Annotated in this window: 12 protein-coding genes and 1 other annotated feature; of the genes, 8 read left to right on the top strand and 4 right to left on the bottom strand. The window is 51.4% G+C overall.

Features of this window, described 5'->3' with window-relative positions:
- Position 1 precedes the first annotated feature (1 nt).
- Together V3C10_14570 and citD are read right to left on the bottom strand one after the other, a co-directional pair.
- Entirely contained in the window at positions 2-898 is an 897-nt protein-coding gene (locus V3C10_14570) for an aldolase/citrate lyase family protein (GenBank protein WVP60528.1), read from the bottom strand.
- Positions 895-1,194: a citrate lyase acyl carrier protein gene (citD, locus tag V3C10_14565; GenBank protein WVP60527.1), complete on the bottom strand. Its 300-nt coding sequence runs from the start codon at positions 1,192-1,194 to the stop codon at positions 895-897. Before citD ends, V3C10_14570 begins: the two co-directional genes overlap by 4 nt.
- 222 nt (positions 1,195-1,416) lie before the next feature.
- Between citD and V3C10_14560 the strand changes: the two genes are divergently transcribed.
- The 3 genes from V3C10_14560 to V3C10_14550 all read left to right on the top strand — a co-directional run bounded on the left by V3C10_14560 (position 1,417) and on the right by V3C10_14550 (position 4,620).
- Complete coding sequence (locus V3C10_14560; protein ID WVP60526.1) at positions 1,417-2,487, top strand: tripartite tricarboxylate transporter substrate binding protein; 1,071 nt, start codon at positions 1,417-1,419, stop codon at positions 2,485-2,487.
- Positions 2,488-2,655: 168 nt separating this feature from the next.
- Complete coding sequence (locus tag V3C10_14555) at positions 2,656-3,120, top strand: tripartite tricarboxylate transporter TctB family protein (GenBank protein WVP60525.1); 465 nt, start codon at positions 2,656-2,658, stop codon at positions 3,118-3,120.
- 15 nt (positions 3,121-3,135) lie between these two features.
- Positions 3,136-4,620 (top strand): tripartite tricarboxylate transporter permease, encoded by a 1,485-nt coding sequence (locus V3C10_14550; protein ID WVP60524.1) that lies wholly within the window; start codon positions 3,136-3,138, stop codon positions 4,618-4,620.
- Here V3C10_14550 and V3C10_14545 read toward each other — a convergent pair.
- Positions 4,617-5,549: a LysR family transcriptional regulator gene (locus tag V3C10_14545; GenBank protein ID WVP60523.1), complete on the bottom strand. Its 933-nt coding sequence runs from the start codon at positions 5,547-5,549 to the stop codon at positions 4,617-4,619. The two genes, V3C10_14550 and V3C10_14545, sit on opposite strands and share 4 nt — an antisense overlap.
- Positions 5,550-5,705: 156 nt before the next feature.
- Here V3C10_14545 and citF point away from each other — a divergent pair, with 156 nt between their 5' ends.
- Complete coding sequence (gene citF / locus V3C10_14540; protein WVP64635.1) at positions 5,706-7,256, top strand: citrate lyase subunit alpha; 1,551 nt, start codon at positions 5,706-5,708, stop codon at positions 7,254-7,256.
- On the top strand, positions 7,256-9,628 hold the full coding sequence (locus V3C10_14535) for a hydratase (protein ID WVP60522.1): 2,373 nt from the start codon (positions 7,256-7,258) through the stop codon (positions 9,626-9,628). Before citF ends, V3C10_14535 begins: the two co-directional genes overlap by 1 nt.
- Positions 9,629-9,840: 212 nt before the next feature.
- Here V3C10_14535 and V3C10_14530 read toward each other — a convergent pair whose 3' ends face one another.
- Entirely contained in the window at positions 9,841-11,202 is a 1,362-nt protein-coding gene (locus V3C10_14530) for a hypothetical protein (protein ID WVP60521.1), read from the bottom strand.
- A gap of 446 nt (positions 11,203-11,648) precedes the next feature.
- Positions 11,649-11,878: a binding site (T-box leader), on the top strand.
- A gap of 184 nt (positions 11,879-12,062) precedes the next feature.
- Between V3C10_14530 and pheS the strand changes: the two genes are divergently transcribed.
- From pheS to V3C10_14515, 3 genes are all read left to right on the top strand, one after another.
- Positions 12,063-13,082 (top strand): phenylalanine--tRNA ligase subunit alpha, encoded by a 1,020-nt coding sequence (gene pheS, locus V3C10_14525; GenBank protein ID WVP60520.1) that lies wholly within the window; start codon positions 12,063-12,065, stop codon positions 13,080-13,082.
- 38 nt (positions 13,083-13,120) lie between these two features.
- Positions 13,121-15,541, top strand: a complete 2,421-nt coding sequence (pheT, locus tag V3C10_14520; protein ID WVP60519.1) for a phenylalanine--tRNA ligase subunit beta — start codon at positions 13,121-13,123, stop codon at positions 15,539-15,541.
- 409 nt (positions 15,542-15,950) lie between these two features.
- Entirely contained in the window at positions 15,951-20,657 is a 4,707-nt protein-coding gene (locus V3C10_14515) for an EAL domain-containing protein (GenBank protein ID WVP60518.1), read from the top strand.
- Positions 20,658-20,675: the final 18 nt, after the last annotated feature.

Here is a 20,675-nt window from a genome sequence, read left to right as displayed (position 1 = left end):
ATCAGAGATTCACGGACAGCCCGGCAGCGCGGGCCAGATTCAGCGTCCGCACGGCTCCGTCGTAAAAGGCGATATCCACCATTTTCCCATCCACAGTAAAGACACCGATGCCCTGTTCTTTCTGCTCATCGATTGCGCGTATCAGCTTTTCCGCATAAATAATTTCTTTTTCCGAGGGAGTGAAGATTTCATGCACCACGGCAATCTGCTTCGGGTTGATAATGGATTTTCCGTCGAAGCCCATCATGTGAATCATTTCCACATCTTTCCGGAATCCCTCCATATCATCCAGGTTCGTGTAGACCGTGTCAAAACACTGGATTTTGGCGGCCCTGGCAGCCAGGATCATGTGCTGTCTGGCTCCGGCCAGCTCCACTCCGGTTCCCGTAATGGTGGTCTGGATATCCTTCGTGAAGTCTCCTCCGCTGAGGGCGATGCCGAACAGCCGCTCGGAGGAACCGCAGATCTCGAGCGCATTTAAAACGCCTTTTGCGGATTCCAGCGCGGCCATGAGAAGCGTGCTGCCCACCGGTCTGCCAAATTCCTGCTCGGCGGAGAGGACAGCGGCTTCCACGGCCTTTACGTCCTCCGCCGTTTCCGTCTTGGCGATCCGGATGGCGTCGGCGCCGCCGGCAACGCAGACACGGATATCTTCCTTCCAGTAAGGCGTGTCCAGCCCGTTGATGCGCACGACGCGCTCCACTCCCCGGTAATTGATTTCCTTTAAGGCGTGATAAAGGGAGTATCTGGCCGAATCCTTCTGGTTTGCCGCAACCGCATCCTCCAGATCGAGAATAATGGAGTCCGCGCCGTAGATATAAGGATCCCGGATCAGACCCGGTTTCTGGCAGTTCAGGAACATCATGGTTCTTCTGAGCCTGTTTTTATTCTCATTCATCGAATCGCACCTCCCCACGGCAGCTGTTCCGTCATATGGTTGGAGCGGAAAACGGCGCACTCCACCCGGGCCTTTAACGTACAGTCCAGCGCGCCCTTGTCGATCACGCGCAGCTTTGCATTTTTCACTTCCAGCCGTTCCAGCGTTTCCATGATAACCGCCCGGATCTGTTTTCCGTACTGGTTGATAACGCTGCTTTCAAGCTCAAGTTCAATCCCCCCGGCAGCCGGTTCCACCATCACCTGGACATCGCTGGATTCCAGGGTACCGGCTATGGCAGTATTTAAAATTTCCATAACAACCTCCTCATACTGTATTTACTTGCGATTATACTGAAAAGTATTTCAAAACGCCAATAGTAAGATCAGATATCAGATATTAGAAAAACTGATAGGGTGGGTGTGGGAATCCGTATTGTTCAAATTCAGAATTATCTGATAAAATGAAACCATCGAAAAGGACGGAAGAAATGGGGAAGACGTCCGATAAAAAAGAATCAAAAAACAGGAGGAGTACCTATGAAAAAAAGAGTGATGGCACTGACAATGGCGGCAATGATGGCGGTTACGGCTACGGGCTGCAGTTCGGGCGGGGCAAAGGGAACGGATACCGGTTCAAAAGCCGAAGAGAAGGAAGCGGCGGCCCCGGCGGAGGAAAAAGGCAAGGCGGAAGAGGGGGAGAGCACCTGGCCCCAGGGAGAGACACTGACGATCGTCGTTCCGTTTAAGGCGGGAGGAAGCGCCGATTTGATGGTAAGGGGAATTCTTCCTTACTGGGAGGAGACGGCGGGATGCACCTTTGTCGTTGAGAACCGGGAGGGTGCGTCCACCATGGTCGGCTCGGTATACTACCAGACGCTTCCGGCGGACGGCACGAATATCTACTGCGGAACCCAGACGTACCTGAGCGGCAATCAGGTTTTACAGGGGGCTACCTACGATATTTCGGATTTTGACCTGATTAATATGCAGCAGATCGATCCGACTACGATTACGGTGCTCGACACCTCACCTTATAATACGATCGAAGATCTGGTCAAGGCGATTCAGGATAACCCGGGGAAAATTAAAGTGGGCCTCACGGCGGGCGGAGCCGGTTCCATTCTGCTCGGCATCCTGACCGAGGCGTTCAACCTGGATTACAAGACAATATATTACGACAGCGGCAATGATTTCCGTACGGCTTTAATGGGCGGCCATGTGGACTTCATCACGGGTTCCGCCAACGGCGATTTGGGACTGGGCGATCAGGCAAAAGTGCTTGCCGTCTGCGGTTCCGACAGAAACGCCATCTGGCCCGACACCCCAAGCTTTGACGAAGTGTATCCGGATCTGAAAATCCCCGGTTCCCTTGGTTCCTGCCGTCTCTTTGCAGTCCAGAAGGGCGTTAAGGAAAATTACCCGGATCGTTACCAGACACTGGTAGATACCTATAAAGAGGCGTTCGAGAATCCGGAATACCAGAAGTTCTTGGAGTCCAGCGGTGAGCTTGCCGTATCGGCATTCCGGGGACCGGAAGAGAGCAATAAACTGAATCTTCAGCTTCATGAACTCGTCGTACAGTACCAGGACTGGCTGAAAGAGGAATAAGACAAAACGCATAGAAAAAGAATATTCCATGTGAGTATAAAACAAGAAAACGGCTGCCCGGTATCCCGCATCTTCGGATATCGGGCAGAACAGACAGCGGGATAACCGCGGTCTCAGGAGGGGAAGCGGCGGGCCGTCGGGCTGCCGCAGTACGGAAGGAGGACAAAAATGGGTTCGCTTATAAAAAGACTGGCCATTCCTGCCATTGTATTACTCTGGTCGGCAACCTATTTTATCGAGGTTGCGGGATACAGCAAAAAGAACCAGTACCTGATTAAACCGGTTTTTATCGTGATGGTGATTCTGTTTGTGGTAAATACGTTCACCGATATCAGGGAGTGGAAGAGGGAGCGGGAAGAAAATAAAGGGGCACTGCAGATATCACAGGAGGAGAAACAGGTCCTGTTCAAATCATTCCTCGTGGTGGTGTCCATGGCGGTTTACGTGATCGTCATGCCTCATCTGGGATTTATCATTACCACCGCGGTTCTGCTGGCGGTTCTGTTACTGATTATGCAGGTCAAAAAGCCGCTGCCTTACATTTTACTGCCGCTCATCGTCACCGGGATTTTATATGCGGTATTTAAGCTTGGGCTGCATATTCCGCTGCCGGCTGGATTTCTGGGATTTTAGGGGAGGAGGAACAGAATGCAACATTTCATAGAAGGATTTTCGGTTATTTTTCAAATGCAGTACCTCCTCTATATGTTCGGAGGAGTGGCGATCGGACTGGTGCTCGGCTGCCTTCCGGGTCTGACGGGAAGTATGGGGATTGCGCTGATGCTGCCCTTTACTTACAAGATGCCGCCGCTGACCGCCCTTGTTTTCCTGCTTTCCATCTACACGGGAGGATTATTTGGCGGGGCGGTTACGGCCGTTATGATTAACACGCCGGGTTCGACGGCCAATATGGTAACCATGCTGGACGGTTATCCGATGAATCAGAGTGGAGAGGGGGGAAAAGCGCTGGGAATTGCCCTGATGAGCTCCGTCATCGGCGGCCTGATTGGCTGCATCTTCCTGCTGTTTGCCACAAAACCCCTGGCTACGCTGTCCCTGAAATTCGGACCGGCGGAGATGTTTATGGTGGCGATTTTCGGTTTGAGCTGTGTGGGCAGCCTTGCAAAAAATACGCTGAAGAGCGTGTACGCGGGTCTGTTTGGGATTCTTCTCGGCACAATCGGGATGAGTTCCCTTGGAACGATAAGGGGAACCTACGGCAATATGTTCCTGATGGACGGCATTCCGATGGTTCCGGCCCTGATTGGTTTTCTGGCAATGCCGGAGATTATTAATCTGGCGGGAAAAAAGATGATGACGGACGGGAACGGAAACCATTCCACCGGATTCAGGGCGGTTATCTCGGGCTTTAAAGAGGTGCTGAAACGTCCCGTGCAGGCGGTGCTCTGCTCCCTTCTCGGCGTGATTATCGGAATCATGCCGGCGGCAGGAGCGGCCGTGGCCGGTATGATGGGATACAACCAGTCGAAGCAGTGGTGCAAACGGGGCGATCAGTTCGGAACGGGAATCCCGGAAGGCGTAATCGCCTGTGAGACGGCCAACAACGCATCCGAGGGCGGAGCCCTTGCAACTCTGTTTGTGCTCGGTATTCCCGGCTCGGCCTCCACTGCGATGATGCTCGGGGCGCTGGTGCTTCAGGGATGGAACCCGGGCCCGAAACTTTTTATCGACCATGAGGATGTCATCTATATGGCGTTTTCTTCCCTGTTTATCCAGCAGTTCGTCATGCTGATTCTGGGACTGGTGCTTTGTGCCTTTGCCGCATACATTGTAAAGGTGCCGACAAAATATCTGGTTCCCTGCATTCTGGTGCTGACGCTTCTGGGCGCGTTTTCCAACAGAAATACCCTGTTTGACGCCGGGCTGATGCTGCTGTTCGGGGTAATTGGCTGGGCAATGAAAAAAGCAGAATTTCCCATTATGCCTCTGATACTGGGACTTCTGCTTGGTAAGACCGCTGACAATGAGCTGCTTCGGACCATTGAATCCTACGACAGCTTCTGGGAGATATTTACAAGGCCGATCGTACTGGTACTGGCGGTAGCCAGCATTGCCTGTGTATTCGGGCCCATGCTTGCGAAAAAAAGAAAAACACGGGCGGCGCGGCTCTAGGAAAACTTGCCTCCGGGAGCCAGCAGCCTGGAAGCCATCTCCACGAAAGCCATTGTTGCTTTGGAGCGGTAGGTGTTGGGCGGGAACGCAAAGACCAGCTTGCGGTGAAGCCCCTCCCTGCCGATGGACAGATAGGAGAGCTTATAACTGCCGTTGTAAATGGGGTGGATATAGGAACCTGCCATGAATGCCAGGCCAAGACCCTGTTCGGCCAGGCGGATGCTGGTTTCAGGATTCTGGGTCTTCTGGATGACATGGGGTTTACAGCCGTATTTGTCAAACTGGCTTTCCGCCAGGGTGAAAAGCCGCTGGCCCTTTGAGAGAAGAATGAACGGCTCATGCATCACATCCTCAAACTCCACATAGGTGCGCCCCGTCTCTGCGTCGTATTTCGCCAGTTCCAGGACGTGGGAATCCCGGTTAACAGCCAGATATACCTCCTCCTCATAGGCGTCCTCGGTGGGCAGCTTCTTGTTGATGAGAGGATAGGTCAGCAGGGCGACATCGATAATGCCGCGCAGAAGATGATCTTCCAGTGTCTGGGTGTTGGCTTCCACCGTATGGATCGTAATCTGCGGATACCTGGCGTAAAAGGCCGGAAGGATATCGGGCAGCACAAAGGAACCGCGGAACGGCGTAAGGCCGAGGGCCACCTTGCCGGTGGAAAGGTTGGCGATGTCCCAGAGTTCATTCTGTAAATTGTTGCCGATGGCAACAATCTGATGGGCGGCTTCCAGGACGCGTTCACCGGCTTCGGTGGGGCGCATCCCGGTGGAAGTGCGGACAAAGAGGGAGCAGCCAATGGAGGCTTCATAGCTTTTGAGAAACTGGCTTAATGAGGACTGGCTTACAAAAAGCTTTTCGGCGGCTTTCGACAGGCTGCCCTCCTCGGCGATAGTTAAAATGTTGGTTAATTCCCGGAATTCCATATGAATTCGGCCTCCTTACTGCTGAAAAAGAAATTAGTCAATATGCACAAAAGATGTAATAAAATGTCGAATAATATATACAGATAAATCATATAGTGTTTGACTCTGCAAGTCAAGAACAAAAAAATGGAAAAAATTGGAAGGAAACAGATAGCCATGATCAATCGAGTGGGGAGAGAAATCCCGGATGAAATATTAGAGCGGTATGGTAAAGAGGGGTATCAGGGCCCCGGTTACCGCGACGGGGCAGGATATAAAAAAGCGGCTCCGGCGGTCAGAAGCAATATGCAGGGAGGAAAGAAGCTTCTGCCCTCCCTCGAGGATGCCCTTAGAAAATGCGGCATCAGGGACGGCATGGTTCTTTCTTTCCATCATCATTTCCGTGATGGAGATTATGTTGTTAACATGGTGATGGAGACCGTGGCGGCTATGGGAATAAAGGATTTAACCATCTGCGCCAGTTCCCTGGGGGCGGCTCACGACCCGGTTGCAAAGCTGATTGAGGACGGCGTGGTAACCGGCATCCAGTCCTCCGGAGTGCGGGGAAAAATTGGGGAGGCCATCTCGGGAGGCAAACTGAAAACCCCGGCCATTATCCGTTCCCATGGAGGAAGGGTGAGGGCAATTGAAGAAGGGGACGTACATATCGATATTGCGTTTATCGGCGCCTCCACCAGTGATGAGTACGGAAATGCCAGGGGAGTGGGCGGCAAAAGCAACTGCGGCGTCCTGTCTTACTCCATGGCGGATGCAAAGTACGCGGACCGGGTGGTGGTCGTCACGGACTGTCTTGTGGGCTTTCCCAACCTTCCTGCCAGCATTTCGCAGGTGGATGTGGATTACGTGGTGCAGGTGGAGGAGATCGGAAACCCGGATAAGATTGTCAGCAATGTGGTGCGGATGACGAGCGACGTCAGGGAACTGAAAATGGCGGAATACTGTGCGAAAGTCATCGCGGCCGCCCCGTTTTTCAAGGACGGTTTTTCGTTTCAGACCGGAGGAGGAGGAGCGGCGCTCGCGGTAAACAGGATGCTCAAACCCTATCTGGAAGAAAAAAATATCAAAATGGGTTTTGCCATCGGCGGAATCACGCAGCCCATGTGCGAACTGCTGAAAGAGGGATTTGTACGGACCATTGTGGACGCCCAGTGTTTTGACGCCGCCTCGGTCGAGTCCGTGGAACAGGATCCGGGCCATTTTGAGATTTCCACATCCGAGTATGCCAATCCGATGAATAAAGGGGCCTACGTAAACAGGCTGGACTATGTGGTGCTGGGAGCGCTGGAAATCGACACCGATTTCAATGTCAATGTGGTGACGGGTTCCGACGGGATTGTCAGGGGGGCGCCGGGCGGCCATCCCGATACGGCGGCCGGCTCCAACTGTTCGATTATTGTCGCCCCCCTTCTGCGCAGCCGCATCCCGACCGTCTGTGACCGGGTGGTAACGGTGACGACTCCGGGGGAGGTGATAGATGTGCTTGTGACGGATTACGGCATTGCCGTTAACCCCCGCAGACAGGATTTACTGAGCGCGTTCAGAGAGACGGGGCTGCCCATAAAAACAATCGGGGAGCTTCGGGATATCGCCTACTCGATTGTCGGAAAGCCGGAGGAACTGGAATTCGAGGAGCGGGTGGTAGGAATTGTGGAGAGCCGCGACGGAACGATCCTGGATGTAATCAGGCAGACGAAACAAGAAGGATAATGGCCCGGACGGAACGGGAAAAGAACGGAATCGTTATGATTAGGGACAACAAGGTGGAATTTGTGATGAGAAAAGAATATGACGGCGTCTACCTGGTAGACGGTGAAAGAATTGTTTGTGATAAAGACAGGGAATCCCTGGCCGCCGGAGGCCGGTTTTCAGAACAGGAGCTTGAAGCGGCGGTTCAGGGAACCATGGCGTGGTCCATACTGAAAGCGCATAATACGTCTTCCGACATGGGAAACCTGAAGCTCAAATTTGATGCGCTGGTCAGCCACGATATGACTTATATGGGAGTGCTGCAGACGGCGATTGCCTGCGGCGTGGAGGAATTTCCGATTCCCTTTGTCCTGACCAATTGCCACAACAGCCTGTGTACAATGGGCGGGACACTGAATGAGGATGACCATCTCTTTGGGATGGGGGCGGTGAAAAAGTACGGCGGGATTATGGTTCCGGCCCATCAGGCGGTTCTTCACCAGTATATCAGGGAGCAGTTTGCCGGGGGCGGAAAGATGATTCTGGGGGCGGACAGCCATACCAGATACGGCGCTCTCGGGACCATGGCCATCGGCGAGGGGGCCGGAGAGCTTGTCAAACAGCTTCTGCTTAGAACCTATGATATCGTACGGCCTCCGGTGGTCCTCGTATATATGAAGGGGACGCCGGCGCCGGGAGTAGGGCCGCAGGATGTGGCTCTCGATATTATCAGGAACGTGTTTGACGAGGGTTTTGTGAAAAACAGGATTATGGAATTTGCAGGTCCGGGAATTGCAAACCTCAGTGTGGATTTCAGAAATGGGATTGATGTGATGACGACGGAATCCTCCTGCGTCTCCACAATCTGGCAGACGGACGACAGCGTCAGGGAATGGCTTAAGATCCACGGACGTGAAAGTGATTATAAGGCAATCAGGCCCGCCGGACTGGCTCATTATGACTATCTTCTGGAAGTAGACCTGGGAAAAATCAGGCCGATGATCGCCCTTCCTTTCCATCCGAGCAATGCCTATACGATCGAGGAGCTGAATGAGAATACGGAGGATATCCTGAATCTAACCGAGAAAAGGTGCAGCGAGCAGATGAAAGAGTTCGGCCTGAAGATGGATTTGAGAAGCAAGATAGAGAACGGCCGTCTGAGAGTCGATCAGGGAGTGATCGCAGGCTGTGCGGGAGGAATATTCGAAAACATCAGCAAGGCGGCGGATATTCTTAAAGGAAGCTCCATTGGAAACGATGTGTTCCAGTTAAATATTTATCCGGCCAGCCAGCCTGTGTTCCAGGAGGTGGTGGAGAAGGGGATTGCTTCAACGCTTCTGGAGGCGGGGGCAAACTTACGTTCCGCTTTCTGCGGGCCCTGCTTCGGCGCGGGGGATGTGCCATTTAACGGGGGCTTCTCCATACGCCACACGACCAGGAACTTTTCAAACCGTGAGGGTTCCAGGCCGAAGAGCGGACAGCTGGCGTCGGTTGCCCTGATGGATGCGCTGAGCATCGCCGCAACCGCCGGAAATAAAGGATTCCTGACACCGGCGACGGAGTGGGACGGAACGTATACAAAGTACAACTATTATTTTAATCCGAAGCTGTACGAGAACCGGGTGCTCGACTGCTTTGGAAAGGCGGACCGGAGCGTGGAGCTTAAAAAGGGGCCGAACATCAAGGACATTCCTGTGATTCCGGCGCTGAACGACGACTTGCTTTTGAAGGTTTCGGCCGTTCTTGACGATCCCGTGACGACGACCGATGAACTGATTCCGGGAGGGGAGAGTTCCTCTTACCGCTCAAACCTTTTAAAACTGGCGGAGTACGCCCTCTCGGCCAGGGAACCGCAGTACGTGGGCCGCTGCAAGGCGGTAAAAAAATGGGAAGACGCGCTGATGGAGGGAGCCGCCCCCTTTGAGACAGACGGGGAGCTGAAGGAGGCTGTGGCCTGCCTGACCGCGCAAGGACTGCCGTTTAACGCAGGGAAGACCTGCATTGGAAGCGTCCTCTGTTCCCAAAAGCCGGGAGACGGTTCGGCCAGGGAATACGCGGCGACCTGTCAGCGCGTGATTGGCGGCTGGGCCAACATCTGCCGCGAATACGCTACGAAGAGATACCGCTCCAATCTGATTAACTGGGGCATTCTGCCCTTCACCTGCGCAGACGGAGCGGAGTTTGAGACGGGAAGTTTTATCTGGATTCCCGGCATCAGGCGGCTGCTGGAGTCGGAGGAGAGCGAAGCAGAAGCTTATGTGCTCCCGGAAGACAGGTCGCAGAGTCCGCATAAAATTACGCTGTCCTTAGGGTATCTAAGCAAAACGGAGCGCAGGATCCTGCGTGAGGGCTGCCTGATTAATTTTTACAGGCAGGAAGAATGTGAATCATGATAAGGCTCTGAGAAGTAACGGAATGAAGCAGTGGAACTGAAGTAACAGAACTGAAGTAACGGAGCCGAGGTAACCGGATTGAAATAATGGAAGCGAAGTAATAGTACCGGCAAGCAGAAGAGGCTCCGGATGCCAGTATTGGCATCCGTGAGCCTCTTTTATGCTGTCTGCATGGATAAAGTATTATGTCTGCCGGCCAGTGCAGCCGCCGTTTAAGACGGATTTAAATTAAAATTCACCCGGTAGATGTTCACGGGGCGTCCCTTGATTCCATTTCTTTTCTGGCCGCATACGGAGGCGTAACCTCCCTTTTCCAGATTGGATAAAAATTTATTGGCGCTGCGGAGGGAAACTCCCAGACTGTTGATTAAATCCTGGGAAGTAATCTCTTCCGTATTCAGGGAAAGAAGGACTTCCGCGATACGGACTATCGTTTCGGAGGAAAGTTTAACCTTGTCGGCAATCTCAGAGACGATGTCAGCGCTGATTTTAAAAAGAGAACCTGAGCCGGAGGAACCGCCGGCCGACAGGAAGGTCAGGGACTCATTCTGATCCAGCAGAAAACTGCCCATGCTGTCCTTCATCATATTACGGCCGAAGTGGCTGGCATTGATGGCGTTTAAACGGGCCTGATAGATATTGTCTCCGATGTCGTAACCGACCGAGCCGTGAAAGTCCATGGACTTCGACAAAAAGGTGAACAGGGGACAACTGTGGAACCCGTCTGTGAGCAGGTTCATGGTTTCATAGTCCATATAGAGTTCCATCGCATCATAGCTGGATTTAAAAATAGCCTTATTTAAATGCTGCTGGTTAAACTGCAGCACCGTGCTCATCAGCTGATGGCGGAACTGCTCATAATTGTCCCGGTATAACCCTCTGGCATTATCGGTATTGATATGGATAACCGCGGACCGGTTTTTATTGAATTTCTTGATGAAAATGCTCTTTTTCAAATCCTCTATGCTGTTCCAGAAGGCCCACTCGCCGCGGTAGACATAATAGCAGCTGATATTCTTATCCCTCAGGCGTTCCAGCACGCTGTAATAATAGGTGATGATGATATCCAGCTTGCCTTCCTGATACTGTTTCACATAGAAATCCTGGACGCGCAGTTCCTCCTGTTCAATCTCATCCACCGTCTGCAAGCTGGTCCAGCGTTTTTCATAGGTGTAGGCGGCCTGGGCAAATTTCTCCTCGCGTATCAATTCTTCCAATGTCTTTTCATCGTCCAGGAAATCCATCCCGACGCGGGAAAGATTGACATTCTCAATGCCGGCCGTGACAATATGATGAAGCAGGGCCTGATACACATTTTCCACATTCACGGAAGAATGGGCGATGATGGCGTCCCTGCTCTGTTCACCGATTATTTTGATAGCCTGCAGCGGAATCAGGCCGCTGACATAAAAGCCGTCATATTGATCCTTGATAGAAAGAAAAACATCCTGGATTTCCTGAATCGTAGTATAAGGAAAGAAGTCAAAAACGACGTCGTCCGGTTTGTTCGTCATGTAGCTGTTAATTTTTTCTCTGAAATGTTCTTTCAGGATCAGAGCAATTTTAAAGACCATTTTTTCTCCTTTGTTGAAGAGCTTTTTATACTATAAATATAGCAGATGGCCGGAAAGAACACAAGCGGGGGATTTGAGAAATGAGAACGCCGCCGGGACGGTCGGGGGAGGATGAGTCTTCAGTCCCGGTCGATAACCTGCCTTGGGAAGGAGGGAGAAAACATTCCGAAGGGGACATTGGAATCCGCCGGTGCTTGCTGAGGTTTTATACGAAGCTAGCATCCGCTGCGCATTCCGCAAGCGGGAGCGAGTTCCCGTAGGAATGTTTTCTCCCGGATTCCCCACACGACGCTCATCCAGCCGGGACTGAAGACTTACCAAACAATCCCATCCCCCGCCCGCCATCTTACAGAGGCGTCCTCCCATCTCAACTAAATATGGACATTACTACTTGACAAATTAAAGGTATGTGCTAAAATATAACCTAAGTTTATAGATTTTCAATGAAAAAGGCTGCGAAAGTGTCAGTAGAATCTTATTTTCCATCAGAGAGAAGGAATCATCGGCTGAAAGTTCCTTCAGGTTCAGATAAGAGTTTGAATTTCCCACCGGAGCTGCACGGCTGAACGGATAGTATATAGTAAGCTGTGACGGGTCATGCACGTTACGCATATGATGAGAGCCTGCCATGGCAGGAAACAGGGTGGTACCGCGAGCATAACGCTTCGTCCCTTCGCATTTGCGAGGAGATGCAGCGTTTTTTTCATATCATAGGAAAACTTTCCTATGATAGAAAAAGCCCCCTGGGCAGGATGCGCACTCGCGCGAAGATGTAATATGCCGCTAAGCGGCCGCGCCCGGTGCGAGAGTCCGGTAAGCCGGACTCTTATTTGTTCATTATACTGTAAAAAGGAGTTAATATGAGAGAGCAGTTAGAAAAAATCAAAGAGGAAGCATTAAAACAGATTGAAGCTTCCGATGCGCTGGAAAAGTTAAATGATATCCGCGTTGCGTATCTTGGAAAAAAAGGTGAGCTGACAAGCGTGCTGAAGAGCATGAAGGATGTTTCCCCGGAGGAGCGTCCGAAGGTAGGGCAGATGGTCAATGACGCCAGAGCCTTAATTGAGGCAAAGCTGGAGGAGACAAAGACCGTCCTGGCAAGAAAAGCCAGGGAAGAGCAGATGAAACGCGAAGTGATCGACGTAACGCTGCCCGCTAAGAAGAGCAATGTAGGCCACAGCCATCCCAATACCATTGCCCTGGAGGAAGTAGAGCGTATCTTCGTGGGCATGGGCTATGAGGTAGTGGAAGGTCCGGAAGTGGAATACGATTTATATAACTTTGAAAAACTGAACATTCCCGCAAACCACCCGGCAAAGGATGAGCAGGATACCTTCTATATTAATAAGGATATTGTACTCAGAACCCAGACTTCACCGGTCCAGGTCCGCTCCATGGAGCAGGGCAAGCTGCCGATCCGTATGATCGCGCCGGGACGCGTATTCCGTTCCGATGAGGTGGATGCAACGCATTCCCCATCCTTCCATCAGATTGAAGGGCTTGTGATTGACAGGAACATCACATTTGCCGATTTAAAGGGAACGTTGGCGGAGTTTGCCAAGGAGCTGTTCGGGCCGGAGACAAAGGTAAAGTTCCGTCCTCACCACTTCCCGTTCACGGAGCCGAGCGCCGAGGTGGATGTAACCTGTTTCAAATGCGGAGGTGCCGGCTGCCGTTTCTGTAAGGGCTCCGGATGGATTGAGATTCTGGGCTGCGGCATGGTTCATCCTCACGTACTGGAGATGAGCGGTATTGATTCCGAGGAGTACTCCGGTTTTGCATTCGGTGTAGGCCTGGAGCGTATCGCCCTGCTGAAATATGAAATCGATGACATGAGACTCTTATATGAGAATGACATCCGTTTCCTGAAACAGTTTTAAAAAATAAGCGAATCGATGATAGAGTAGAGGAGATAGACATGAATACAGCATTATCCTGGATTAAGGCATATGTTCCGGATCTGGAAGTGACGGATCAGGAATATACCGACGCCATGACCATGAGCGGGACGAAAGTGGAAGGTTATGAGCGCCTTGACAAAAATCTGGAAAAAATCGTGGTTGGCCAGATTACAAAGATTGAACGCCACCCTGACGCGGATAAACTGATTATCTGCCAGGTTAACGTCGGAGAGGAATCCATCCAGATCGTTACAGGCGCCCCGAATGTAAAGGAAGGCGACAAGGTTCCGGTTGTGCTGGACGGCGGGCGTGTGGCCGGAGGCCATGACGGCGGTCCGCTTCCGGAAGAGGGAATCAAGATTAAAAAAGGAAAGCTCCGGGGAATCGAGTCCTGCGGCATGATGTGTTCCATCGAAGAGCTGGGTTCCAGCCGTGACATGTACCCGGATGCCCCCGAATCGGGAATTTATATCCTCCCGGAGGATTCCGAGGTAGGTGCGGACGCAGTGGAAGTCCTCGGGCTCCGCGACGTGGTATTTGAGTACGAGATCACATCCAACCGTGTGGACTGCTACAGCGTAATCGGCATTGCCAGGGAGGCGGCCGCCACATTTAACAAAGAATTTAAAGCGCCGGTGATCAGGGAAACCGGAAACGGAGAGGACATCCATGATTACCTGGAGGTATCCGTGGAGGATGAAGAACTTTGCCCGAGATACTGTGCGAGAATGGTAAAAAACATTAAGATCGCCCCGTCACCGGTATGGATGCAGCGCCGTCTTGCCGCCAGCGGCATCCGTCCGATTAACAACATTGTCGATATCACAAACTATGTGATGGAAGAGTACGGACAGCCGATGCACGCCTTTGACTATGACCAGATTGGCGGGCATAAGATTATCGTGAAATGTGCAAAGGACGGAGACGTATTCCAGACCCTGGACGGCCAGGACAGGAAGCTGGACAGCCGTGTCCTTATGATCAACGACGCCGAAAAGGCGGTAGGCATCGCAGGCATCATGGGCGGTGAGAACTCCAAAATCACCGATGATGTAAAAACCATGGTATTTGAGGCCGCATGTTTCGACGGAACGAATATCCGTCTTTCTTCCAAGAGAATCGGCCTCAGGACCGACGCATCCGGAAAGTTTGAAAAGGGGCTTGATCCCAACACCGCAAAGACTGCAATCGACCGTGCCTGCCAGTTAATCGAAGAGCTGGGCGCAGGCGAGGTAGTGGGCGGAACGATTGACGTATATCCGGTGAAAAAAGAAGGCAACCGGGTGAAATTCGATCCCGATAAAATCAACAGGCTTCTGGGAACCGACATCAGCGCGGAGACCATGATTGAGTATTTCAAACGGGTGGATCTGGAATATGATACAGAGACTCAGGAAGTGATTGTGCCAAGCTGGAGACAGGATGTCCACCGCATGGCGGATCTGGCCGAGGAGGTTGCCCGTTTCTACGGTTATGATGTGGTCCCGACTTCACTCCCAACCGGCGAAGCGACGACCGGAAAACTTTCCTTCAAGCTGAGAGTGGAGGAAGTGGCCAGGGAGATCGCGGAGTTCTCCGGTTTCAGCCAGAGCATGACCTACTCATTTGAGAGCCCGAAGGTATTTGATAAGCTTCTGCTTCCAGTAGATAGTGAATACAGGCAGGCCATCACGATTTCCAATCCGCTGGGGGAGGATTTCAGCATTATGAGGACGCTTCCGTTAAATGGAATGCTATCCTCACTGTCCACCAACTATAACAGAAGAAATAAAGACGTCCGTTTATATGAGCTGGCTACCGTATATATGCCGAAGGCGCTTCCACTGACAGAGCTTCCCGACGAACGCCAGCAGTTCATCCTGGGAATGTATGGCAACGGGGATTTCTATACGATGAAGGGCGTGGTAGAGGAATTTTTCGACAAGATTGAGATGAAGAAAAAACCGCACTACAATCCGGAGGCGGGCAAACCCTTCCTTCATCCGGGACGCCAGGCGGAAATTATATATGACGGAACCGTAGTCGGATATCTGGGTGAGATTCATCCCGATGCGGCCGACAACTACAAGCTGGGCGAGAAGACCTATGTGGCCGTCGTTGATATGCCGTCAATTCTTCCTTATGCATCCTTTGATCACAAATACACCGGAATTGCCAAATACCCGGCTGTGACAAGAGATATCAGCATGGTGATGAAGAAAGAGATCCTGGCAGGCCAGGTAGAGGAAATCATCGAGCAGAGAGGCGGAAAGATTCTGGAAAGCTATAATCTTTTCGATATCTATGAGGGAAGCCAGATTACGGCAGGATTCAAATCCATAGCCTATTCCATCACCTTCAGGGCTCAGGATCACACCCTGGAAGATAAAGAAGTAAATACGGTAATGAATAAGATTCTGAATGGTCTTCAGGGACTTGGAATCGAACTCAGAAGTTAACAAACGGGAATGCGCCCGGCCGCTGCTGAATATCAGCTCTGGCCGGGCGCTTTTTTTGATTCATAGGAAATTACGTCCTATGAATCAAAAACGCTCCGCGAGGATGCACATGCCGCGCAGAGGTAAATGGTTGCAGAAGCAACCGCGCGGCAGCGCAAGAGTTCCGCAAGCGGAACTCTTTGTTCAGTGGCAATGAAAAGCCCGCGAAGGGGGCGGAATGATAAATAGGAAGGGAATAAAAAATATATTGTGCATGCAAAATAAACAATAACGACGATTTTGGAGGAATTTTGGCGGAAAAATATCGGAAAAGGCTGAAAATATTGACGGAAGAGGTGAAAAACGAGTATAATTGTGTTTAAATCAGGGCCGTAAAAGCAGAACGGCGTGAAAACAGGGCGGGATGATTATGGGGAGTAATTCGAACAAAGAAGATGCGGGTATTTATGTAATTGATGATCAATATCAGATTGTATATTTTAACGATCAGATAAAACAGACTTTTCCCTGGCTGAGCTGTGGGGAGAAGTGTTACCGGGCCATGTGCAGGGAGGACGAACCGTGCCGTGACTGTCCGGCCGCAAGGGACGAGGCAAAGAGCGGAGTCTTATATAATAAAGTGACCCAGCGGTGGGTGGAGGTCAGCGGCGGCAATATCGACTGGCCGGGGTATGGTTCCTGCACCATGGTTATGACCACCGGAATAAGAGAGGTTAACAAAAATCTATTCTACAATCTGACAAGCATTTCTGCTTATGATGAGCTGTTTGAACTGAACCTGACCAGAGACACTTACAAAATTCTTTATCATCAGGCCGGCAAGTATGTGATACCGGCGGAAGAGGGAGAACTGCAAAAGATGATGGAGGAAGTGGTGGACGGTATGATCCACCCGGACGACAGGGAAGGGTTCCTGGAATTCTGGAATCTGGACCGGATGTTTGACACCCTGCAGGAAGAGGGAACGGACCGGATTCTGAAGAAACAGCTTCGAAAGCTCAGGACGGATGGCAGCTACTGCTGGGTGGCACAGATTGTGGTGCCGCTGAACCAGGGAGCGTATGATGACCGGATACTGATGTGTTTTATTCAGGATATTGATGAACAAAAACAGAAGGAATTTAAACTTTCGGAAAAGGACGGAAAAGATGAGGAACGGGATCCGCTCACAGGTCTGTATCACAGAACCGAATTCTTTAAGGCGGCGGAGCGGTTCCTGGGGGAAATCCAGGGTAAAACCTACTGTATCATGGCTATCGATGTGGAGCATTTCAAGCTTTTTAACCAGTGGTACGGCGAGGCGGAGGGAGATCGTTTCCTGATCAATATCGGGGAGCAGTTAAAGAAGGCACAGGATGAGAACTGCGGAATTGCCGGTTACATGGGAGGCGATGATTTTGTCATTATCCTGCCGGACGATAAAGAGACGCTTTTGAAACTGCAGGACGGAATTATGGGATATGTCAGGCAGTATGGGAAGAATGCCGGTTTTCTTCCGGCTTTTGGCCTGTATTCGATCGAGGACAGAAACATTCCGGTCAGCACCATGTACGACAGGGCCGCCGTTGCCCTGGCCTCCGTGAAGGGCAATTATGCACGGCGCGTGTGCCGTTTCGACAGCCGGATGATGCAAAAAATGGAGGAAAACCATCTTTTGCTCTCCGAGGTGCAGCGTGGGCTTGACAACGATGAGTTTGTCTATTATCTCCAGCCGCAATGCAATATGACGAACGGTAAGATTGTAGGACTGGAGACGCTGGTCAGATGGATTCATCCGGAACGCGGCGTAATCTCCCCGGGAGAGTTCATCCCGCTTCTTGAAAGCAACGGTCTGATAGCCAGCCTGGATCTTCATATGTGGGAAAAAATCTGCATTCATTTAAGAAGCTGGATTGACCGCGGCAAGCGTCCCGTTCCCGTTTCCGTCAACGTATCCAGGGTGGACATTTACACGATCGATGTGGTCGACTGTTTTGTCGGCCTGGTGGAGAAATATCGTCTGGAACCGAAACTTCTGGAAATCGAGATCACGGAAAGCGCCTATGCGGAGGAATATGATATTTTTACCGGTGTGATTGCCAAACTTCGGGCGGCTGGATTTCCCGTATTTATGGACGATTTCGGGAGCGGTTATTCTTCCCTCAATATGCTCAGCGACGTAAAGGTAGACGTATTAAAGATAGATATGAAGTTTCTCAAGATGGATGATAAGAGTGAGGGCCGGGCAATGCGGATCCTCGAGACGGTCATTAATATGGCCCGCTTCATGGAGCTCCGCATGATCGCCGAAGGCGTGGAGACCAGGGCACAGATGGAGATGCTTTTGGAGATGGGCTGCCAGTTCGGGCAGGGATATTATTTTTACCGTCCCATGCCGATTGAGGACTGCGAGGCGATTATGTCCAGGGAAGAGAATATGGATTTCCGCGGCATCACAGCCAGGGTCATCAGCCGGATGCAGACCAGGGATCTGATGAACGATGATATATTCAGCGAGACAATGCTGAACAATATACTGGGAGGCATCGCCCTCTATGATATATCGGACGGTCAGGCCGAACTTTTGAGAGTCAACGAGCAATACTGTAAAATTACCGGCACAAGCCTGCTGGAGCTGGAAGAACGGCGGAAGAACATAAAAGAAAACATTTACCGGGAAGATCACGCTGTTTTCTTTCAGATTTTCGACCAGGCCTGCAGAGACAGGCTGATGGGAGGCGAAGGAGAGCTGAGGTATCTGAAGGGCGATGGAAGTATTATGTGGATGCGCCTGCGCGCCTTTTTCATGAGGGAGCAGGACGGACACCGGCAGTTTTACTGCTCCGTCAGTGATATTACGCGGCAGAAGCAGAAGGAAGGCCAGTTGGAATCCTCCCAGCGCGCTTTGGCTGCGGTGGTTAATGTGGCGGAGAACGACAGGTCCTTTATGCGCCTGGCGGAAGAAAACCGCAGGGCCGCGGCGGCAATTTTCGCTCAGATGACTCCGGGGGGAATGATTGGCGGGTACTGCGAAGAGGGGTTTCCGCTTTATTTTGCCAACTCCGAGATGGTGCGGCTTCTGGGCTATGATTCCTACGGGGAACTGGAGGAAGCAATTGACGGGCTGGTGCTTAACACGATTCATCCCGATGACAGGGAGCAGGTGAAAAAGGATATCGGTCCCGAATATTTTCCGGGGCTGGAGTATACGACAACTTACAGAATGCCGAAAAAGGACGGCACGTGGTTCTGGACGCTGGACAAGGGGAAAGTAGTGCTTGCCGAGGACGGACGGCTGGCGATTATCAGCGCCTGTACCGATATTTCGGAGACCATGTTTGCCCAGCAGCAGCTTGCGGAACGCAACGCTGCTTTAATCCGCCAGAATCAGGAACTTTATTTCCTGAACAATGACATGCCCGGCGGTTATCACCGCTGCGCCAGGACGGAGGATTTTGAGTTTCTGTATATCAGCAACCGTTTTCTGGAGATCCTCGGTTATACCAGGGAGGAGATAAGAACTCGGTTTGACGACAAATTTATCAATATGGTCCACCCTGACGACAGGGACATTGTCAGGAAGGGCATCGAACCGCTGCGAAGGAACGAAGAAACCTACAATCTGGAATACAGAATGACGGCAAAGAAGGGTTATATCTGGGTGGTAGACCAGAGCCGCTATATGGAATACAGCGGAAGGACATTTCTCCAGGGGGTAATCCTGGATATAACCGAGACAGTTGAACTCCGTAATAAAATGAAGCTTCTTATGAAACATCTGCCCGAGGCAGTTTCTCTTCTTACTTATAAAGATGGTAATATCTCCATACACATTCTGACGGGAGGACTGTTCAGCCGCATGGGCTGCACGCAGGAAGAATACAACCGGATACTTCAGGACGGTACATGTGAAAGAGACGCAGGGGACGCGGAGGGCAAAAGCCTGGAGGAGCGTCTGAAACGGTCTATGATGCACCGAAGGAATTATAAGGATGTGATACGGATGGTGATGCCCGGCCGTGAAGTCCTGTGGATGAGCCTGGATATCAGGTACATTGACGAAGGGGCCGACGGAATGAATTTTCTCTGCATCTGTGCCGATGTGTCCTATATCAAGGAAAAAGAGCAGGAACTCTGGCTTACCGGAAAGCAGATGGAAAGCGTACTGCGCCAGGCGGAGATCAACAGCTGGGACTGGGATCTTGAGAACAACAGGCTGACCCTGAACCGGGGCACGGATCAGCGGGAAGCGCCTGGCGGCTTCGATGCGGGGAGAAGCACAAAGGTGATTGAGAATTTTACGGGCGCGGTGGAACGGTGGGGGGATATACCGGAAGAATACCGGGCGGCCTTCCTCAAATATCTCGGACAGATTTATTACAATCAGAGCGGCGATAGCCTGAAACACGAAGTGCCGATGAAGGAAAAAGATGGGAGCCTGCGCTGGATCAGGGTCGCCTGCGAGACCATAAGGAGCGGAGACGGCAAGCCGGTAAAGGCGGTCGGGTATTATGTGGATATCACGGAGGAAAGGAAGAAAAGCGTAGAAAATAAAGCCGATAAAAAGGCTCTGGAGCTTCTTCGGAAACAGAAACAAAAGCTGACCAGGATGGCCGAGAATGACGCACTGACGGGGCTTTACAACAGACAGACCGCAATCCCGAGAATTAAGGAATTCCTGCAGAATATGAATGGTGAAACGGCGGCTCTGATTATGCTTGATCTGGACAATTTCAAACTGGTTAATGATGTGTTCGGTCATGCATACGGAGACAGCGTCATAGCAGGAAATGCGGCAAAACTGAAAAGCTTTTTCCGCCAGGATGATATTATCTGCCGGATTGGAGGGGACGAGTTCCTGGTTTTCTGTAAAAACATCGGTGAGGAAGTGCTGGAAAATAAAATTACGCAGGTGATTGAGGAAATGAGGACTACCTATGACAACGGGGAGCAGAAGATGACTTTTTCCGTGTCGGCGGGTTATGCAATGATGCCAGATCAGGGAACGGAGTTCGATGATTTATACCAGAGGGCGGATATCGCCCTGTTTGCGGCAAAGACGGAAGGCAGGGGGACATTCAGGAAATATGAAGCGTCCATGAAGAAAATAAGATACGAGCTGGCCGGCAAAAACTGACGCCGTTGATACGGCAGT

Source organism: [Clostridium] symbiosum (assembly GCA_036419695.1).
GTDB lineage: Bacteria > Bacillota > Clostridia > Lachnospirales > Lachnospiraceae > Otoolea > Otoolea symbiosa_A.
This window is presented reverse-complemented; position numbering and strand designations above follow the sequence as displayed.